Consider the following 17,070-nt stretch of genomic DNA (forward strand, 5'->3'; position numbering starts at 1 on the left):
CAGCCGATTCCATGCTCCGAAAGCACGGGAACAAAGCCCTGACCCAACCGATGTCATATTCGCAGGGAACGGGCTTGCGCGCAATTGTCAATCACGAGAGCATTTGTTCGCTTCATACACCGAGGTCGACATCTACCAGATATTGCCATCGGGGGCGTTCAGCCCACCGCCGCGACCATCCTGAGTCGACATCCCGGTTTATCTCCTGGAGCAAACCTTCTATGAAACTTTCCCTGAAGGGAGCCCCGCATGAAGCCCAAGGCAGTCTACTGGGACATGGACGGCACGCTGATCGACAGCGAGCCGCTGCACGAGCAGGCGCTGATCGCCGTGCTGAAGAGCCGGGGCATCACGCCGCCGGCCAATCTGCACAACCGCGTGGTCGGGATCGCGGCGCGCCCGGTCTACGAGATGATGCGCGAGGAGTTCGGCCTGGACCTGCCTTTCGACGACTGGATCCTGCGCAAATATGTCTACTACATGGAGCATGCCGCGCAGCTAAAGCCGCGCCCGGGCGCGATAGAGGTATTCCGCGACCTGAAGGCAGCCGGCGTGGCGCAGGCCGTGGTGTCGAATTCCGACCGGCTGATCGTCGAGGTCAATCTGCGCATGATCGGGATCGATGCGCCGGGCATCAAGACCGTGACCCGCAACGATGTGCGCGCCGGCAAGCCCGACCCTGAGCCCTTCATGCGCGCCGCCTATCTGACCGGCGTGGAGCCGGCGGAAAGCTGCGTGATCGAAGACAGCCCGACAGGCGCCACGGCGGGCGTCGCCGCCGGCATGCAGACCCTGTTCTGGCCGCAGCAGACGATGACAGGGCCCGATGGCTCTGTTCACATGGGCAGCCTCGAGGCGCTGCGGACGTATCTGGAACTGGATTGACCGAATTCGCGATCCGCGTTGCCGGCCTGGAGAGAGGATCAATTGCGGTAGGCGGGCTCCTGCTCGTCGAGGATCGCCTTCAGCTCCGACAGATGCCGCTCGGCCTGGCCGGGATAATCGTCCATTTCGCTGGCCGCTTTTTCGGCGATCTCGTCGGGCAGAACGCGCAGAGGGCGTCCGGTCCATAGCGCCTTGATGTAGGTTTCACAGGCGCGCTCGAAATAATAGAGCTGGTTGAAGGCGTCGGCGACGTTCTTGCCGATCACCATCACGCCGTGATTGCCCATGACCATCACCTTGACCCTGGGATCGGCGAGCAGCTTCGAGCAGCGCTCGCCTTCTTCCTCGAAGGCGAGCCCGCCATAGTGACCGTCGACGACATGGCGGTTGAAGAACATCGCCGAATTCTGGTCGATCGGCGGAAGCCGAGAATCGGCCAGCGATGCCAGCACCGTCGCGTGGATGGAATGGACATGCATGACACAGCGCGCATGGCGGCAGTTGCGGTGGACCGCGCCGTGCAGGCCCCAGGCGGTCGGATCGGGCGCGTTCGGCCCGCTCATCGTTTCGGGATCGTTGGCGTCGATCAGGAGAAGATCGCTCGCCTTGATGCGCGAGAAATGCACCTGGTTAGGGTTCATCAGGAATTGTGAGCCGTTATCGTTCACGGCCAGCGAAAAATGGTTGGCCACCGCCTCGTGCATGTTCAGCCTGGCCGTCCAGCGGAAGGCGCAGGCAAGATCGACGCGCTCCTCGTGGAACGGGAGATTGGTGCGGGGTTCGTGCAGGCGGGCGACAGTCATGGCGTTTTTCCTCGTGCCCGTGGATGATGCCGCGCCCGATTGCCAGCGGCAACCGCATATGGCCTGATGTCAGGCGGTTTTGCGGCCTTGGCCCAGCCGCAGCCCGCCATTCTCTACGATGAAATCGACCACCTCCCGCAGCCCCTTGCCGCGCGAGAGGTCGGTGAAGCCGAACGGCCGCTTGCCGCGCATGCGGCGGGCGTCCTCCTCCATCGCCTCGAGGTCGACGTTCACATAGGGCGCGAGGTCGCTCTTGTTGATGACCAAGAAGTCGGAGCGGGTGATGGCGGGGCCGCCCTTGCGCGGTATGTCGCCGCCCTGGCAGACCGAGATCACATAGAGGGATAGGTCGGCAAGGTCCGGCGAGAAGGTCGCTGCAAGATTGTCGCCCCCGGATTCGATGAAGATCACGTCGAGATCGGGGAACTTGCGGTTCAGGCCGGCGATCGCCTGGAGGTTGATCGAGGCGTCCTCGCGGATGGCCGTGTGCGGGCAGCCGCCGGTCTCGACGCCGACGATGCGCTCCTCCGGCAGAGCCTGCAGCCTTGCCAGCATCATGGCGTCTTCGCGCGTGTAGATGTCGTTGGTGACGACCGCGATCGAAAACTCGTCGCGCATCGCCTTGCAGAGCTTTTCTGTCAGCGTCGTCTTGCCCGAGCCGACCGGCCCGCCAATGCCGACTCGCAGGGGTCCATGTTCAGAAGTCATGATACAAGTCCGTAACGGCGAGGATTGTGAACGCTGCGCCGATCAACAGGCAGAGCGGCGAATAAAATGGACATCCAATTTTGCAAAGGGCTGTTCTGGCGTAAGCCGCCGCCAGGCGGGCGTAAAACCGGCAATGCCGCGCCCGGTAAATACGAAAGCCGCTCCGCCAGCAGCCAAAGCCGGCAGGGGACCGAGGCTCTCGAATTGCACCAACCCGCCTTGCACCAGTGCAATCAGAGCAGCAGTGGCCAACGCAACCGCGACAGCGAAGCAGGCGGATGGTCGCGCCATTCTTGTCGCTCCCGGAAAACCGCCGACTGTGCGCGCGCAAGATATCGCGTCCGTGCCCGGCCAGACGCCGCCGAACCCCCAATAGGCGTGCAACGCCGCAAGCAGGAACATCGTGGCAGCCGATACCGACGCAAGAAGGTTCATGATCGGAACAGCCTCGAATATTGCGTTTCGTGTTTCATCGCCACGACATCGGACATGAACGTCGCCGAGCCGAGATCGTCGAGCGTCGACCCGGCCGCCCGGCTGGCGGTTTCAAGGACCAGCGGCTCGAGCGCGGCCACCGTCCGTGTGGCGCCGTCCTGGCCGGTGACTCCCAACCTGATCGCCGCCTGGACCAGGTTTGAGGAAAACGCCTGCAGCCAGGCAGCCAATGCGTCTTCGAGCAGGATTTCGTGGCCGCCGGAGACCGCGCCCACCGCGACGCAATAGGGGCAGGATGTAGGCAGAACGAGCAACACCGGGTTCGGCCAGCCTGCGGCGGCCGCAAGGAATGCCGCGCCCTGCAGCATTGTCTCGGCATGACGCTCGGCCGAGCCGGCCAGCGCTTCCGCAAGTTCTGCCAAATCCGCAAGATCGCCGCCGTCGCGCGCCCGCCGCCAGGCCTCGGCAAAAAGCACGGCGTCATTCCAGCCGGACCCGATTTCGAGAAGCGCGGCCAGCCAAGCCTGCAATTCCGCCCTGTCGGAAACCAGCCCGTCATGGACCGCGCGCTCCAGCCCGTGGCTGTAGGCGAAGCCGCCGACCGGGAAGGCCGGCGAGAGCCAGGTCATCAAGCGCAGCAGCGCCGTTCCATTCCGCGGCTCAGTCATGCGGATGCGCATGTGAATGGCGATCGGAGGCCGGATCTGCATGGCCGTGGTCATGATGGCCGTGACCGTGGCTCCCGCCCGAGTACGCGCCGCGCACGGGCGTGAAGATCTCGACCGTATCGGTGACGGTTGCGCCAAGCCCTTCGAGCATGGTCCTGATGACCGGGTCCGGCAGGATCAGGATGCGGCGCTCCTCGATCTGCGCGGCGAGATGGCGGTTGCCGATGTGCCAGGCGAGTTCGGCGAGTTGCACCGGGCCGGCGGCGCGGATGTCGTAGAGTTCCTCCTCCGCGGCGATGATCTCGACATGGCGGCCGTCGTCGAGGACCAGCACATCCTGGTGGTCGAGGACCGCCGCCTCTGGCAGATCGACCAGCACCTTGCCGCCGTGGACCAGTTCAATGGCCTTGCGGCGAAGGTGGCGCTGCTCGCTGGTAAGCACCGCGAGATCGAACGGTAGCGGCCGGTTTTGATCGCCGAGGATGACGGCGGCGCGGATGAACGAAGCGGCACGTTGCATCAGAAGGATCCGCCATTGGCCTGCGAGCGCGCCCGAGCGGGGCGCGAAAGAACGCGGTCGAGATATGCGTTGACCGCATCCGATTCGATCCTGAACCTGCCGCCGCGCGCCCAGGCGCCGATGTCGCCCAGAAGCACGTCGACCGCGCTGAAGCGATCGCCCAAGGCGAACTTGCGGTCGCCGAGACGACGTTCCAGCACCCTCACCTCGGAGGCGAAGTCATGGGCCGCCGCCGGGCCGACGTCGACGCGCAGTTCCGGCGGCAGGATGAAACGATGGCGCAGCTTGTTCCACAGCGGCGCCTCGAACTCCGACTGCGCGAAATGCATCCACGAATCCATTTCCGCGCGGCCGGCGAGGCCGGGGCTGGCGCCCATGCCCTTTTCGGCGTGCTTGTCGGCGAGATAGACGCAGATCGCGGCGGAGTCCGTCACCTGCAGGCCGCCGTCAATCAGGATCGGCACCTTGCCGGACGGGTTCAGCGCATAGGCTTCGGGCGAGCGCCGCTCAACCTCGACGAATTCGTAAGGCTGTTCGAGTTCGTCCAGCATCCAGAGGACACGGGAGACGCGCGAACCGCGGGAGCCGACGGCCTGGTACATGGGCGTCTCAAGCAAGATCGGATTGCCCGCCGGCTGAACCTACAGCTTGGGGATAAAAGTCCAGGTCGAGAATATCATCGATATCGTAGGGACAGTTCTCGGGAAAGACGCGTGCAGGCAGACCCGTTTCGCCTGCCGCATCGCTACGGGCGTATTCATATTCCTCGGCCAAAACCTGCATTGGATATGATCTGAGGCTTGGACTTTCCTTGATCAACTTTCGAATCCGCCTGCGCTGTTCCACGACGGTCGACCTCCAGCCCTCCTTTACCTGCTTCGCCTGGAACTGCAGTTTCAGCAGATGAACCAGCAGCACTTTTAATCTGCTTTCGATCTCCCTCTTGTCACTCCGCCCCAAGCTCTCGATCTCCTCGGCAAGATTCTCACGATCGAGATCGGACAGCCGACCTTCGCGCAGTAGCGCGCCCTGTTCGGCGCACCACTGGGCGTAGTCGGCCTCGTAGGGCGTCAAATGGGAATGTCTAAAAATCCTGTTCATATGGAACATATTGCTCCCTTCGAACAAAAAGTCCAAGTGATGGCGAGAATGCAGCCGGCCCGCCGCCCGGTTGCTAGAAATCCAAGTGCACCCACATTTGACGAACCGTGCACGGTTATGAAGACCATCAAAACAGAAAATACCGCTGCGCCATCGGCAGCACGGTCGCCGGCGCGCAGGTCAGAAGCTCGCCGTCGGCGCGGACCTCATAGGTTTCCGGGTCGACTTCGATATGCGGCGTCGCGTCATTGAGCACCATGGAGCGCTTGCCGATGCCGCCGCGCGTGTTTTCCACCGCGACCATCTCCTTATCGACGCCGAGCCTCCCCCGCAGGCCGCCTTCCAGCGCAGCCTTAGATACGAAGGTGACCGACGAATTGGTCATGGCTTTGCCGTAGGCGCCGAACATTGGCCGGTAGTGAACCGGCTGCGGCGTTGGGATCGAGGCGTTGGGATCTCCCATCGGAGCGGCAGCGATCATGCCGCCTATGATGACCATGTCAGGCTTGACGCCGAAGAAGGCGGGATTCCACAGTACGAGGTCTGCGCGCTTGCCGATCTCGATCGAGCCGATCTCCCGCGATAGGCCGTGGGCGATGGCCGGGTTGATGGTGTATTTGGCGATGTAGCGGCGGACGCGGAAATTGTCGTTGTCGCCGGTTTCCTCGGGCAGGCGTCCGCGCTGCCGCTTCATCTTGTCTGCGGTCTGCCAGGTGCGGATCGCCACCTCGCCGACCCGGCCCATGGCCTGGCTGTCCGACGAGATGATCGAGAAGGCGCCGATGTCGTGCAGGATGTCTTCCGCCGCGATCGTCTCCTTGCGGATGCGGCTTTCGGCGAAGGCGATGTCTTCCGGGATCGACGGCGACAAATGATGGCAGACCATCAGCATGTCGAGATGTTCGGCGATGGTGTTTTGCGTGTAGGGCCGCGTCGGATTGGTCGAGGACGGTATGACGTTCTCAAGGCCGCAGACCTTGATGATGTCCGGCGCATGGCCGCCCCCTGCGCCTTCGGTGTGGAAGGCGTGAATGGTGCGGCCCTTGATCGCCGCAACCGTGCTCTCGACGAAGCCGGATTCGTTCAGCGTGTCGGTGTGGATCATCACCTGCACGTCGTACTCGTCGGCGACGGAGAGGCAGCAGTCTATTGCCGCGGGCGTGGTGCCCCAATCCTCGTGCAGCTTGAGCGAGCAGGCGCCGCCCAGCACCATTTCCTCGAGCGCTGCCGGCAGCGACGCATTGCCCTTGCCCGACAGGCCGATATTCATCGGGAAGGCATCGAATGACTGGATCATGCGCGCGATATGCCACGGCCCCGGCGTGCAGGTGGTGGCGAGCGTGCCGTGCGCCGGGCCGGTACCGCCGCCGAGCATGGTGGTGATGCCCGACATCAGCGCCTCCTCGATCTGCTGCGGGCAGATGAAATGGATATGCGCGTCGAAGCCGCCGGCCGTCAGGATGCGGCCTTCGCCGCCGATGATCTCGGTGCCCGGCCCAATAACGATGGTGACGCCGGCCTGCGTGTCGGGATTGCCGGCCTTGCCGATCGCGGCGATGCGCCCATCCCGCAGCCCGATATCGGCCTTGAAGATGCCGGCGGCGTCAACCACAAGGGCGTTGGTGATAACCGTGTCGACCGCGCCCTGCGCGCGGGAGACCTGGCTCTGGCCCATGCCGTCGCGGATGACCTTGCCGCCGCCGAATTTCACCTCCTCGCCGTAGACGGTGAAGTCGCGCTCGACCTCGACGAAAAGCTCGGTATCAGCGAGCCTGATCTTGTCGCCCGTGGTCGGGCCGAACATCTGGGCATAGGCGGCGCGGGAAATGCGGGCCATCAGGAACACCTCTCGAACAGGGGCCGGCCGAGCGCCGGCGACCGCGCCGCGCTCCACATTTCCGACACGAAATAACCACGGAACCACCCGATGGGCGGCAGCTTCTGACCCCATTCGGCGTGTGGGGTGGCGACGATGCCCCAAGATGATCGCCTGCAAATCGATAGAAGGATAAATCCATGCGCATGATCACGATTCTGGCAGCGGGCGCCACGCTCGCTTTCGCGGTGGCGGCCAACGCGCAGCAAGCGCCGGCTACCCAACCTCCGGCCCAGGCTCCGGCGACCGCGCCCGAAGCTCCTGCCGCCGCCCCGACGATCCGCAGCGTCAACGTCGTCGACATGACCGAACTGCCCGAGGCCACGCAGAAGCAGGTCAACGACGTGGTGGCGCAGCGCGGCGACGCCGACCTTCAGCAACTGCGCAGCACGATCGACGCCAATCCGGAGATCAAGGCGGCGCTGGAGGCCAAGGGCGTGACCTCGGCGCAGGTCATCGCCGCCAGCATGAGCCCCGAGGGCGCGCTGACGCTGGTCACCAAAAAGTCCGGCTGACGGCTTGAGCGGGGCATGGCCGGCCACCCACCCGACCGTGCCCTGCCAGCCGGCGCCGATCTCGACCGCGAGTCCGGCGTCGGCGCACTGCGCCTGACAAACGGCCGCAGGGCGGGAACCTCGGCAGGGGAACCGCCGTTGTGTTTCTTTGGCCGGCCGGCAGGCAGGCGCCGCAGCAACCCCATGGAACGAATGATGACGATCACCATGACGCCCGACAGCAAATGGCTGCATGCCGCCGCGGCCGCGGCTTTCCTGGCGGCATCCGCGCCGCAGACGGCGCTGATGGCGCAGGGGCTGGAAAGCCCCGAGGCGATCGACACGATCATCGGCACGGAGGTCGAGGAAGAGGAATCGCGGGCGACGGCCGATGTCGCCAAGGTCGTAGCGGCCATCGAAAAGACGCCCGAAAGCATCGCCACCATCCGCAAGACTTCCAAACTCGACAAGGTCGATATCGTGTTCCTGTCGGACGCCGCCGTGACTGAGGGCGGGCCGCCGCCGGAAATCGAAGCCAAGATCAAGGAGCACGAGGAAGAGATCGCCGAACTCCGGCAGGAACTCGAGGGCAACGCCATGCTCTATCACGCGATCGATTCGCGGCAGATCCTGCTTCGCGACGTGCTCGCCGTCGAATTCAACGACGCCAACGGCGTCGTCATCTACGCCGCCGCCAAGCCGGCGAACTGAGGCTCGCGCTGCCGCCCCCAGCATAATTACAGCTTTCCCATGATCTTCTGCTGAAAGCCGTAGACCTCGCGCTTGCCGCCGAGCGGCACCAGGGTCACGTCGCGCTCCTGTCCCGGCTCGAAGCGCACGGCGGTTCCGGCCGCGATGTCGAGCCGCATGCCGCGGGCCGCTTCCCGGTCGAATTTCAGCGCGTCGTTGGTTTCGAAGAAATGGTAATGACTGCCGACCTGAACCGGACGATCGCCGGTGTTGGCGACTTTTAGCGTCACCTTCGGCAGGCCCTCGTTCAGTTCGATCGCGCCTTCAGCCGTGATGATTTCGCCCGGGATCATCGCGCGCCCTCAGCCGGCGATCGCGAGCCACAGGCCGCCGGCTGCCGCCGCGCCGCCCGCTATTCGCGCAGCAAGCCGGCCGGCTTCGCCTCCGAACAGGCGCTCCATACCAATGCCGGTCGCGTGCAGCAACGCAGTGGCCAGGGCAAAGCCGACGCCGAACGCCATTGCGCCCGCCGAGCCAAGCTCGCCGCCATGGGCGTGGCCGTGGAAGAAGGCGAAGAAGCCGACCAGAACCATCGCCATGGCTGCCGGAACGTTGAGCGCCGTCGCCGCGAGGAGGCCGACGACCACGACCGAGGCGAGGACCACCGGCTCCACGAATGACAGCGGCGCGCCCAGAAGGGCTGCGCCGAAGCCCAAAGCCATCGCGCCGACGAAGCCCAGCGGCACTAGCCAAAGCGCGCGGCCGCCGAGCAGCGCCGCCCACAGGCCGACCGCCACCATCGCCAGCACATGGTCCGGTCCGAACAGCGGGTGCGACAGGCCGGCCATCAGAGAGCCGTGGTCGGCGGGGTCGAGATGCGCGAGCGCCGGCGTGGCGGTGGCGGCGAGAGCTATGATGGTCCAGACCGATTTCTTGAGCACTCTTGATGTCCTCCTGGGGATTTTTTTCGTGACCGCCGGCTCGTCACGCGACCCTGCTGGCCGGGCCGCAGCCTCCGGCCTTCAGGACGCGCTTGGCCGAAGCCGGGTATTTTTGGAGCATCGCCGCCGGGCGCACCGGCCGGCGCGTGAAATCGCCGCCGCAATTGGGGCAGATGCCGCCCAGCACGCCTTCGGCGCAGGCGGCGCAGAAAGTGCACTCGAAGGTGCAGATCATCGCATCCGTCGCATCGGGCGCGAGATCCTTGTCGCAGCATTCGCAGTTCGGGCGGAGTTCTAGCATGTGCGATCCCTCACCTTATCGGTTCGTGCACGGTGACCAGCTTGGTACCGTCCGGGAACGTCGCCTCGACCTGCACGTCGTGGATCATCTCGGCGATGCCTTCCATGACATCCGCCCTGGTAACGACATGCGCGCCGGCTTCCATGAGTTCGGCCACGCTGCGCCCGTCGCGTGCGCCCTCGACAACGAAATCCGTGATCAGCGCTATGGCTTCCGGATGGTTGAGCTTGACGCCGCGTTCGAGCCGCTTGCGCGCGACGATCGCGGCCATGGCCACAAGCAGCTTGTCCTTTTCACGGGGCGTCAGGTTCATGCGTTCGCCAAATTCCTAAAGTGACCAAGTTTTGGGCAGTCCTGCCTGCCCGTTGAGCATTTCCACAAGCGGCGTCAGCCGCTTGCGGAGCGCATAGCCGTCGTCATCGTAGAGCCTCGCAAGAAGCTTGCCAGATTTTTCGACCGTCCAGGCGCTGACGCCGCCTTTCTCGCCGACGATTTCGCGGACGGCTTCGATCCGGCCGGCGGCCTCGGGCGAAATGAGCAGCACGGTGGCGATCGCTATCGCCCCGCCGCTTACCGCCCGCCGGTTCAGGCCGTCGGCAATCTCGGGCCCGACGGCGAAGTCTTCGGCATGGACCAGCCGGCCGTCGCATGCGACGCGCCAGCGGTCGCGGAACTCGCCTCGCACTACGCGTTCGCCCATGGCGAGGCGGCCGAAAACCGTCGCTTCGACGAGAAGCGCCTCGGCGTCCGCGGCCAGGTCGACATCGAGGCGGCGCGAGAAGGCAGCGCGGTCGAAGACGATGGTTTCCTGCGGCAGCCAGGCGATGCGCCCGCCGCCGGCGACCGATATTCTCGCCGAAAGCTCGGCCCGGCCGGAAAGGGCGCGATAGACCTTCTCGGACGCCTGCGTAGTGACCGTACAGGAGGCGTCCTGGCCGACATCGACCTCCCAGGAAATGCGGTCGCCGCCGGTCAGCCCGCCCGCGGTGTTGATGAGCACCGCCTCCAGTCCCTCACCCGGCGTGGACGGCATGCGGATCTTCGCTGCGCCGTCCTGGTATAGCCGCGCCAGGCGGGTCCGGCCGTTAAGCCGGCTCACGGAAAGCCGGCCCGTGGCAGCCACCCGTTCAAGGGAAATATCGCCCGGATGCTTTGCTTTCAGCGGCATTTGCAACTTCCTCGTCCAAGCTTCAGGCGTTCGCGCAGCGTTGTCGAGATATCGCTTGTTGCTTCGATGCCATTCGGTTTCTATAGAGAGAGCAGGTTACGTGCCATCCTTCTTGTGGCGTGTGAAAAAGCCGGAAGCCGGACCATTCAGGCATAAAAGACGATCCGGCATCGGCAGGGGAAACGCAGAATCTTGGAAAGGCGCAATGGCTGACCATCTCGCTCAGGAGATCATCGACAAGATCAAGGCGCACGCCGAACCGGACGGCGGGGAAATAACGCTCAAGACGGAACTGACGGAACTCGGCATACACTCGCTCGAACTGACCGAGATCATCTTCGATCTTGAAGAAGCCTACGGCATCGAGATCGAGATGAACACGGTGGAAGCCTGGAGCACCCTTAAGAATGTCGGCGACATGGTCGAGGCCGTGCGCGGCCTGATCGCAAAACAAGCCTGACATGCAGCGCCAGCGCATTGTCATCACCGGCATCGGCGGGCTGTGTTCGCTCGGCGTGAGCGCACCTGAAATCTGGGATTCGATGCGCGCCGGGCGACCGGGCATAGGCGCTATCACCACGGCTCCGCTGCACGAACTGAAAGTGCGTATCGGCGCGGAGATCAAGAATCTTCCCGAAAATACTCTCGACCACAAGCGGACCGTGACCATGGACCGGTTCAGCCTGCTGGCCGCGCTGGCGGCCGGCGAGGCGATCCGCAATGCCCGCCTCACTGTCGACGAGGCAAACACCACGCGCATCGGCGCGGTCGTCGGCACCGGCATATACGGCGCGATGACCGCCGAGGAGAATTATCGCGCCGTGCTGCTGGAGGGAAAGCCCCGCGCGGCGATCTTCACGGTACCCAAGATCATGCCGGGCGCGCCGGCCGGGCAGGTCAGCATGGTCTATGGCCTGCGCGGCCCGGTCTTCGGTGTTACCTCGGCCTGCGCCTCCTCCAACCATGCGTTTGCAAGCGCGGCCGACCAACTGCGCCTCGGCCGCGCGGACGTGATGATCGCGGGCGGAACCGACGCGCCGCTGGTCTATGGCGTGCTGAAGGGCTGGGAGGCGCTGCGCGCGCTGGCGCGTGAAACCTGCCGGCCGTTCTCGGCCGACCGCGACGGGCTGGTCATCGGCGAAGGCGCCGGCATGGCGGTTCTCGAAACCTGGGAGCATGCGATGGCGCGCGGCGCGCCCATCCTTGCCGAATTCGCCGGGGCCGGCATGTCGGGAGACGCGACCGATATCGTCGCGCCGACGGTGGAGGGGCCCGCCTCTGCAATGCGCGCCTGCCTGGCCGATGCCGGCTTGGCGCCCGAGGAAATCGACTACATCAACGCTCACGGCACCGGCACCAAGGCCAACGACCAGATCGAGACGGCAGCGATCCGGCGCGTGTTCGGGGCCCATGCCGACCGGCTGTCCGTATCCTCGACCAAATCCATGCACGCGCATTGCATGGGCGCGTCGGGCTCGCTCGAGATGATCGCCTGCGTGATGGCTATCCGCGAGGGCGTCGTGCCGCCGACGGCGAACTACCGCGAGCGCGATGCCGATTGCGACCTCGACGTTACGCCGAACGTGGCCAAGGCGCGTTCCGTGCGTACCGCGATCAGCAACGGTTTTGCGTTCGGCGGCACCAATGCGGTGGTGGCGTTCAGGGCAATGTGAGCAACTTGCTCTAGCGAGCATTTGCTGTGCGAGAGCGCTTTCCTGCTCTTGCCGAGAAGGTTCTGCCTGCCTAATTGCAGCAGACCTTCCAGTGGCCATCCCCCGCCAAAAATCTACCCGAGGATCCCGCAATGACCGATCTTTCCGCGTTTCCGATCGCAACACGCTGGCCCGCAAAGCACCCCGACAGGCTGCAACTCTATTCCTTCCCGACACCAAACGGCGTGAAAGTGTCGATCATGCTGGAAGAACTGGGGCTTCCCTACGAGGCGCATGCCGTCAACATCACCAAGAACGAGAGCTGGACGCCGGAATTCCTGGCACTCAATCCCAATGGAAAGATCCCGGCGATCGTCGATCCGGACGGGCCGGGAGGGCAACCGCTGGCCTTGTTCGAGTCCGGCGCCATCCTGCTCTACCTCGCCGAAAAGACCGGCAAGCTCCTGCCTTCCGATCCGATCCTGCGCTACGAGACCATCCAGTGGGTGTTCTTCCAGATGGCGGCGATCGGACCGATGTTCGGCCAGGTCGGGTTCTTCTATAAATTCGCTGGCAAGGAAATCGCCGACAAGCGGCCGCTTACCCGCTACGTCGACGAATCGAAACGTCTGCTCGGCGTGCTCGAAACACGGCTGACCGGCAGGGAGTGGCTGATGGACGGCGACTACACAATCGCCGACACCTCGCATGTCGGCTGGGTGCGCAACCTGATCGGGTTCTACGACGCCGGCGAACTTGTCGGCGTCAAGGACTTCCCCAACGTGCTCGCCTGGCTGGACCGCGTGCTGGCTCGCCCGGCCGTGCAAAGGGGGCTGGAGATCCCGCCCCGCGGATAGGAGGGGACGTTCAGCCGCGCTTCGTCCGGGGTTTCTTGTCGCCGTCCTTGCCGAGTACCGAAGCGGCAAGGGAAACCGCGCCTTCGGCCGTTGACCTGACCTTGCGGATCACTTTCTTCGCGATCGAAGGCTCGCCGGACGATACCTTCGTCCTTGAGGCCGCGGGGGCGGCCTTGCTCTTGGCTGCGCCCTTGGTCTTGGCCGCACTCGGCGCTCCGCTCTTCGGCGAGGACGCTCCGGATTTCGCTGTGGATGCGGTCTTCTTGGACGCTGCTGAAGCCGGCGAGGTCTTGCTGGCCGGCTTTGCCTTCTTCGCGTCCTTGGAGCGCTGCGCTACAGCCTCGCCAGCGCCGGTCTTCGCACCCAGCGCCTTGCTCGGCTTGGCCGCGGACTTTTTCGCCGCATCCGATTTCGAGGATGCCTTCTTTTCTGCCATGTTCCTGCCTCCGCGCGGCGGAATCGCCGCATGGAAACAATGTGCGGGTCCAGATTCGGTTCCGAGCGGCGGTCCGGCGCTCAGATCACCAGGTCAGCCTGCCTGCGCCGGCCGAGCACCTTGTCGACATTGGGCATGTCGTTCGACGCGACCCAGGCGCGCGCCTCCTCGTCGGATTTCCCGTGCTCGTGCCAGCGCTGCATCAGGCGGCGCTCGAGTTCCGGTCGCGGCACGTCGATGAACAGGGTGAAGTCGAAGAGCGGCGCCAGGCCCGACCATGGCGGTTCGTCCAGCACGAGGTAGTTGCCCTCGACGAGGATGAACTTAACATCGGCCGGGATGATCGCGGCTGCCGCCCGCGACAGCTCCATCGTGCGGTCGAACACGGGAATGGCGATGTCCGGCTCGGCCGCCCGGATGCGCTTCAGCAACGCCTCGAAGCCCGCATAGTCGAACGTCTCGGGCGCGCCCTTGCGTGCGCGCAACCCTCGGCTTTCCAGAATCCGGTCGTCGAAATGGAACCCGTCCATGGGAACGACGGCGGCCGAACCTTCGGGGAGCAGGTCGTGCAACTGCGACGACAGCGTCGACTTGCCGGAGCCGGGCGGTCCGGCAATGGCCACGATGAAGCGCCGCTCGCCGCCGGCACGCTTGAAAATGGTGGCCACGATGTGTGCTATTTCGGACATCGGCGTCCCTTCATTCCCGATCTGTTTCCCGGCGTTCCCGTCAGCGCTTGAATTCGCGCACCGGCGACTGGGTTCCGTCGGAATAGGTGACCTGCACCGACATCGAGGTCACGTCCTCGCCGACCTTGAAATAGGGCTGGTAGTCGTAGGGGATCGCATAGGGATCCTTCTCGTCGCAGGGCGGCATTTCTATGGTCTTGTCGAGACTTGCGCTGTTGAAGCTGTAGCGGACCCCCTTGATGGCGCAGCGGTAGGAGAGCATGTGGGTGAAATAGACGACGCCGGCGTTGCCGCCGGAATCGAACGCGATCCACGACGTCCAGAACTGGTCGAGGATCTGCTTGCTGCCTTCCGACAGCGCCGCCTGCGGGTCAAAACGGATTTCGAACGGACCGGTCTCGCGGCCGCGTAGGTCGAGATATTTGATCGAGATGACGTCTGCCGCCGTCCTGTCCGGCACGACGAAGCCCGGATTGGGCATCGGCTTGCCCGTGGTCTGGTCGTTCAGCGCCAGGAATCCGGTCTCGGTGAACGCGCCCTCGCCGCCCAGCCGCCAAGAGATTCCGGTGGCCGGTTCGGGCAGCGAAACGGTTATCATCCACTCCTGGTTGGAGCGCATCGGTGTCAGCCGGGGCATGAAGCGCTCCGGATCGAGAACGTCGCCAAGGGCCGCAAGCCGGCGGCGCGAGCGCTCCAGCCAGTCGGCGAGAAGCGTGTGGTCGACGAAATGGCGCAACAGGCCGCCGTCCTTTTCATACGCCGTGAACCTCGCCAGAGCCTCGGCTTCGCTGCGCTTGTCGGCGAGCGTCTGGACGCCGAGACGGTCCTCGGAGAACTCCTCCGACAGCACGAAATAGGCCGGCGGATATTCCGGATTGGCCGCGATGAAGGCGTTGAGCCGTTCGGTGCGCTGGGCGTCCTCGAATTGCAGGGCATGGACGAGCTGGAGTGCCAGCGTTTTGTTTGCGCCGCCGAGAGCGCCGAGCACCTCGCGCGCGCCGGCCTTGCCCTCCTGCACCCGAAGCAGCGTGGCGAAGCGGATGTAGGGGTCGACAGCGTCGACGCCGAAACCGGCGAAGGCCAGATAGGAACGCCGGGCATTGAGCATGTCGCCGGAAAGCTCGTGCACGCGCGCATTGTGGTAGAATTCGTCGGGACGTTTGGGATCGGCGATCACGCCGCCCTGCGCTGCCAGGACCTCGAAGCCGTCGGCGATGGTTTCGATCGACACGGCGATCTGTTCGGTGGCGGCCTGCAGCTTCTCCGCCTGTTCCTGCTGCTTCTTTTGGTTCGCCGCGATCTCGTCCGTCTTCCGCTCCACCTTTTCAGCGGTCTGCTGGACCTCTTGCGCGGTCTGCCGGACCTCCTCGACCTGTTTCGAGGTTTCGGTCACCGTCTGCTCTATCTTTTCCACTTTCGAGGCGACGATGCCCATCGTCTGCTGCAGGCCGGCGATGGCCGGAACGAGGCCGGCAAGCACGCCGTCCTCGGCGTCGCTCGCCTGCTGCAGGGCAAACAGGCCGCCGGCCAGCGCAGCCGTCGTGGACGCAAACACCAGAGCCGGCAGCGCCGTGGCGGCCAGGACCAGCCGGAATGCAATCGCCGCCGCCAGAACCGCCGCCGTAACGGCGCCGGCGAGCGCGATATATGCGGCGAAGGGCGCGAGCGGACTGAGGATGTCGGCGACGAACCCACCAACCACGCCGAGGCCGCCCGCCCATTTGCCGGTGCGGCTCAGCGAAGCGCGCAGCAGCGACTGACCCGCTCCGCCCAGATCGACACTGCCAGACATCTCGCCACCCCCCGGCCGCCTCATGTGCGCCGACACTATCCGCGAAACCCAACCGTGGGAAGAACGCCCAGCCTTGAACGTAGCCGCTTCCAGAAAGAAACATCTTGGTCTAAATTCGCCGGCAGCTGCGTCGCGGGGGATCGCGCGATGACGGGTCGCCATCGTCCGAACGGGTTGCCATCATTGCGTACCACATTCCACCTTCTCGCCTCGCCGTTTCGGCGGATGGCAATCACAATCCTGGTGCTTGGGCTGCTTGCCGCATGCTCGACGACGGGCACTCTCGAAGTAGCGCCGCCCGCAACGCCGACCTCGCTGAAATATGCATCGATGGTCGTCGACGCCGGCAGCGGCGCGGTGCTGTTCTCCACCAATGCCGATCAGCTGCGCTATCCGGCGTCGCTGACCAAGATGATGACGCTCTACATGCTCTTCGAGGCCATCGAGGCAGGCCGCGTCTCGCGCACCACGCTCATTCCCGTTTCCGATTACGCGCGGGCGCGGCCGCCGAGCAAGATCGGCTTCAAGCGCGGCCAGGCGATCGACGTCGATATGGCGATACGGGCGCTTTGCGTGAAGTCGGCCAACGACGTGGCGGTGGCCGTGGCGGAGTTCCTCGGCGGCACCGAAGAGCAATTCGCGCAGATGATGACCGCCAAGGCCAGGCAGCTCGGCATGCGGGACACAACCTTCCGCAACGCGTCGGGGCTGCCCGACGAGCTGCAGCGGACCACCGCGCGCGACATGGCGCTGCTCGGCATGATGCTGCGCCGGCGCTTTCCGGCGCAGTACGCCTATTTCGCGAGCACGAGCTTCAGCTATAACGGCCGCACCATCCGCGGCCACAACGATCTCATCGGCGGCGTCGACGGCGTCGACGGTATCAAGACCGGATACATCCGCGCCTCCGGCTACAACATCGTCACCTCGGTCAACCGCAGCGGCCGCGGGCTGGTGGTCGTCGTCATGGGCGGCGACAGCGCAAAAAGCCGCAACGCCCATGTGCAGGAACTCATCGCCAGGTATCTTCCGGCCGCCAAGCCGGGAGTCTAGG

The 17,070-nt window shown here is 64.8% G+C and carries 23 protein-coding genes; 7 read left to right on the forward strand and 16 right to left on the reverse strand.

Going from position 1 to position 17,070, the window contains the following annotated elements; genetic code table 11:
* Nucleotides 1–249 precede the first annotated feature (249 nt).
* Nucleotides 250–885, forward strand: coding sequence for an HAD family hydrolase (locus tag ACG873_RS25220; RefSeq protein WP_394888516.1), 636 nt, complete (start codon nt 250–252; stop codon nt 883–885).
* A gap of 38 nt (nt 886–923) precedes the next feature.
* Here ACG873_RS25220 and ACG873_RS25225 read toward each other — a convergent pair whose 3' ends face one another.
* From ACG873_RS25225 to ureC, 8 genes are all read right to left on the reverse strand, one after another.
* The gene (locus ACG873_RS25225; RefSeq protein ID WP_394888517.1) at nt 924–1,688 is read right to left on the reverse strand and encodes a class II aldolase and adducin N-terminal domain-containing protein; all 765 of its coding nucleotides are present in this window, start codon (nt 1,686–1,688) and stop codon (nt 924–926) included.
* A 69-nt stretch (nt 1,689–1,757) separates the two neighbouring features.
* Complete coding sequence (gene ureG, locus ACG873_RS25230) at nt 1,758–2,396, reverse strand: urease accessory protein UreG (RefSeq protein ID WP_394888518.1); 639 nt, start codon at nt 2,394–2,396, stop codon at nt 1,758–1,760.
* Between the two features lie 42 nt (nt 2,397–2,438).
* Complete coding sequence (locus ACG873_RS25235) at nt 2,439–2,831, reverse strand: DUF3995 domain-containing protein (RefSeq protein ID WP_394888519.1); 393 nt, start codon at nt 2,829–2,831, stop codon at nt 2,439–2,441.
* On the reverse strand, nt 2,828–3,511 hold the full coding sequence (locus ACG873_RS25240) for an urease accessory protein UreF (protein ID WP_394893690.1): 684 nt from the start codon (nt 3,509–3,511) through the stop codon (nt 2,828–2,830). The genes ACG873_RS25235 and ACG873_RS25240 overlap by 4 nt, the downstream gene beginning before the upstream one ends.
* A complete protein-coding gene (locus ACG873_RS25245; protein ID WP_394888520.1) occupies nt 3,492–4,019 on the reverse strand; it encodes an urease accessory protein UreE in 528 nt (175 codons plus the stop codon). Before ACG873_RS25245 ends, ACG873_RS25240 begins: the two co-directional genes overlap by 20 nt.
* A complete protein-coding gene (locus tag ACG873_RS25250; RefSeq protein ID WP_394888521.1) occupies nt 4,019–4,636 on the reverse strand; it encodes a glutathione S-transferase family protein in 618 nt (205 codons plus the stop codon). The genes ACG873_RS25245 and ACG873_RS25250 overlap by 1 nt, the downstream gene beginning before the upstream one ends.
* Nucleotides 4,629–5,129, reverse strand: coding sequence for a DUF29 domain-containing protein (locus ACG873_RS25255; RefSeq protein ID WP_394888522.1), 501 nt, complete (start codon nt 5,127–5,129; stop codon nt 4,629–4,631). Before ACG873_RS25255 ends, ACG873_RS25250 begins: the two co-directional genes overlap by 8 nt.
* Before the next feature lie 118 nt (nt 5,130–5,247).
* Complete coding sequence (gene ureC / locus ACG873_RS25260) at nt 5,248–6,960, reverse strand: urease subunit alpha (RefSeq protein WP_394893692.1); 1,713 nt, start codon at nt 6,958–6,960, stop codon at nt 5,248–5,250.
* A 176-nt stretch (nt 6,961–7,136) separates the two neighbouring features.
* On the opposite strand from ureC, the gene ACG873_RS25265 reads away from it, so the two are divergent.
* Both ACG873_RS25265 and ACG873_RS25270 read left to right on the forward strand, forming a co-directional pair.
* Nucleotides 7,137–7,511, forward strand: a complete 375-nt coding sequence (locus tag ACG873_RS25265; protein WP_394888523.1) for a hypothetical protein — start codon at nt 7,137–7,139, stop codon at nt 7,509–7,511.
* A 183-nt stretch (nt 7,512–7,694) separates the two neighbouring features.
* The gene (locus ACG873_RS25270) at nt 7,695–8,201 is read left to right on the forward strand and encodes a hypothetical protein (RefSeq protein ID WP_394888524.1); all 507 of its coding nucleotides are present in this window, start codon (nt 7,695–7,697) and stop codon (nt 8,199–8,201) included.
* 26 nt (nt 8,202–8,227) lie between these two features.
* On the opposite strand, the gene ACG873_RS25275 is transcribed toward ACG873_RS25270, so the two are convergent.
* Genes ACG873_RS25275 through ACG873_RS25295 form a run of 5 tightly spaced genes read right to left on the reverse strand, consistent with a single transcriptional unit; the run spans nt 8,228 to nt 10,590 of the window.
* Nucleotides 8,228–8,533, reverse strand: coding sequence for an urease subunit beta (locus ACG873_RS25275; RefSeq protein ID WP_394888525.1), 306 nt, complete (start codon nt 8,531–8,533; stop codon nt 8,228–8,230).
* 9 nt (nt 8,534–8,542) lie between these two features.
* Nucleotides 8,543–9,121, reverse strand: coding sequence for a HupE/UreJ family protein (locus ACG873_RS25280; protein WP_394888526.1), 579 nt, complete (start codon nt 9,119–9,121; stop codon nt 8,543–8,545).
* A 43-nt stretch (nt 9,122–9,164) separates the two neighbouring features.
* Complete coding sequence (locus ACG873_RS25285; protein WP_394888527.1) at nt 9,165–9,422, reverse strand: DUF1272 domain-containing protein; 258 nt, start codon at nt 9,420–9,422, stop codon at nt 9,165–9,167.
* A 10-nt stretch (nt 9,423–9,432) separates the two neighbouring features.
* Nucleotides 9,433–9,735, reverse strand: coding sequence for an urease subunit gamma (locus ACG873_RS25290; protein WP_008834299.1), 303 nt, complete (start codon nt 9,733–9,735; stop codon nt 9,433–9,435).
* A 15-nt stretch (nt 9,736–9,750) separates the two neighbouring features.
* Complete coding sequence (locus tag ACG873_RS25295; RefSeq protein WP_394888528.1) at nt 9,751–10,590, reverse strand: urease accessory protein UreD; 840 nt, start codon at nt 10,588–10,590, stop codon at nt 9,751–9,753.
* Nucleotides 10,591–10,795: 205 nt separating this feature from the next.
* Here ACG873_RS25295 and ACG873_RS25300 point away from each other — a divergent pair, with 205 nt between their 5' ends.
* The 3 genes from ACG873_RS25300 (at nt 10,796) to ACG873_RS25310 (ending at nt 13,099) form a co-directional block, all read left to right on the forward strand.
* Nucleotides 10,796–11,050 (forward strand): acyl carrier protein, encoded by a 255-nt coding sequence (locus tag ACG873_RS25300; RefSeq protein WP_394888529.1) that lies wholly within the window; start codon nt 10,796–10,798, stop codon nt 11,048–11,050.
* 1 nt (nt 11,051) lies between these two features.
* Complete coding sequence (locus ACG873_RS25305; RefSeq protein ID WP_394888530.1) at nt 11,052–12,263, forward strand: beta-ketoacyl-[acyl-carrier-protein] synthase family protein; 1,212 nt, start codon at nt 11,052–11,054, stop codon at nt 12,261–12,263.
* Nucleotides 12,264–12,394: 131 nt separating this feature from the next.
* Nucleotides 12,395–13,099: a glutathione S-transferase N-terminal domain-containing protein gene (locus ACG873_RS25310; RefSeq protein WP_394888531.1), complete on the forward strand. Its 705-nt coding sequence runs from the start codon at nt 12,395–12,397 to the stop codon at nt 13,097–13,099.
* Between the two features lie 10 nt (nt 13,100–13,109).
* On the opposite strand, the gene ACG873_RS25315 is transcribed toward ACG873_RS25310, so the two are convergent.
* From ACG873_RS25315 to ACG873_RS25325, 3 genes are all read right to left on the reverse strand, one after another.
* Nucleotides 13,110–13,535, reverse strand: a complete 426-nt coding sequence (locus ACG873_RS25315; protein ID WP_394888532.1) for a hypothetical protein — start codon at nt 13,533–13,535, stop codon at nt 13,110–13,112.
* A gap of 80 nt (nt 13,536–13,615) precedes the next feature.
* Complete coding sequence (locus ACG873_RS25320) at nt 13,616–14,224, reverse strand: nucleoside triphosphate hydrolase (RefSeq protein WP_394888533.1); 609 nt, start codon at nt 14,222–14,224, stop codon at nt 13,616–13,618.
* A gap of 40 nt (nt 14,225–14,264) precedes the next feature.
* Complete coding sequence (locus tag ACG873_RS25325) at nt 14,265–16,016, reverse strand: methyl-accepting chemotaxis protein (RefSeq protein WP_394888534.1); 1,752 nt, start codon at nt 16,014–16,016, stop codon at nt 14,265–14,267.
* A gap of 225 nt (nt 16,017–16,241) precedes the next feature.
* Here ACG873_RS25325 and ACG873_RS25330 point away from each other — a divergent pair, with 225 nt between their 5' ends.
* Nucleotides 16,242–17,069, forward strand: a complete 828-nt coding sequence (locus tag ACG873_RS25330; RefSeq protein ID WP_394888535.1) for a D-alanyl-D-alanine carboxypeptidase family protein — start codon at nt 16,242–16,244, stop codon at nt 17,067–17,069.
* Nucleotide 17,070 lies beyond the last annotated feature (1 nt).

This window comes from Allomesorhizobium aridi (genome assembly GCF_043769475.1).
In the GTDB taxonomy this organism is placed as follows: Bacteria; Pseudomonadota; Alphaproteobacteria; order Rhizobiales; family Rhizobiaceae; genus Allomesorhizobium.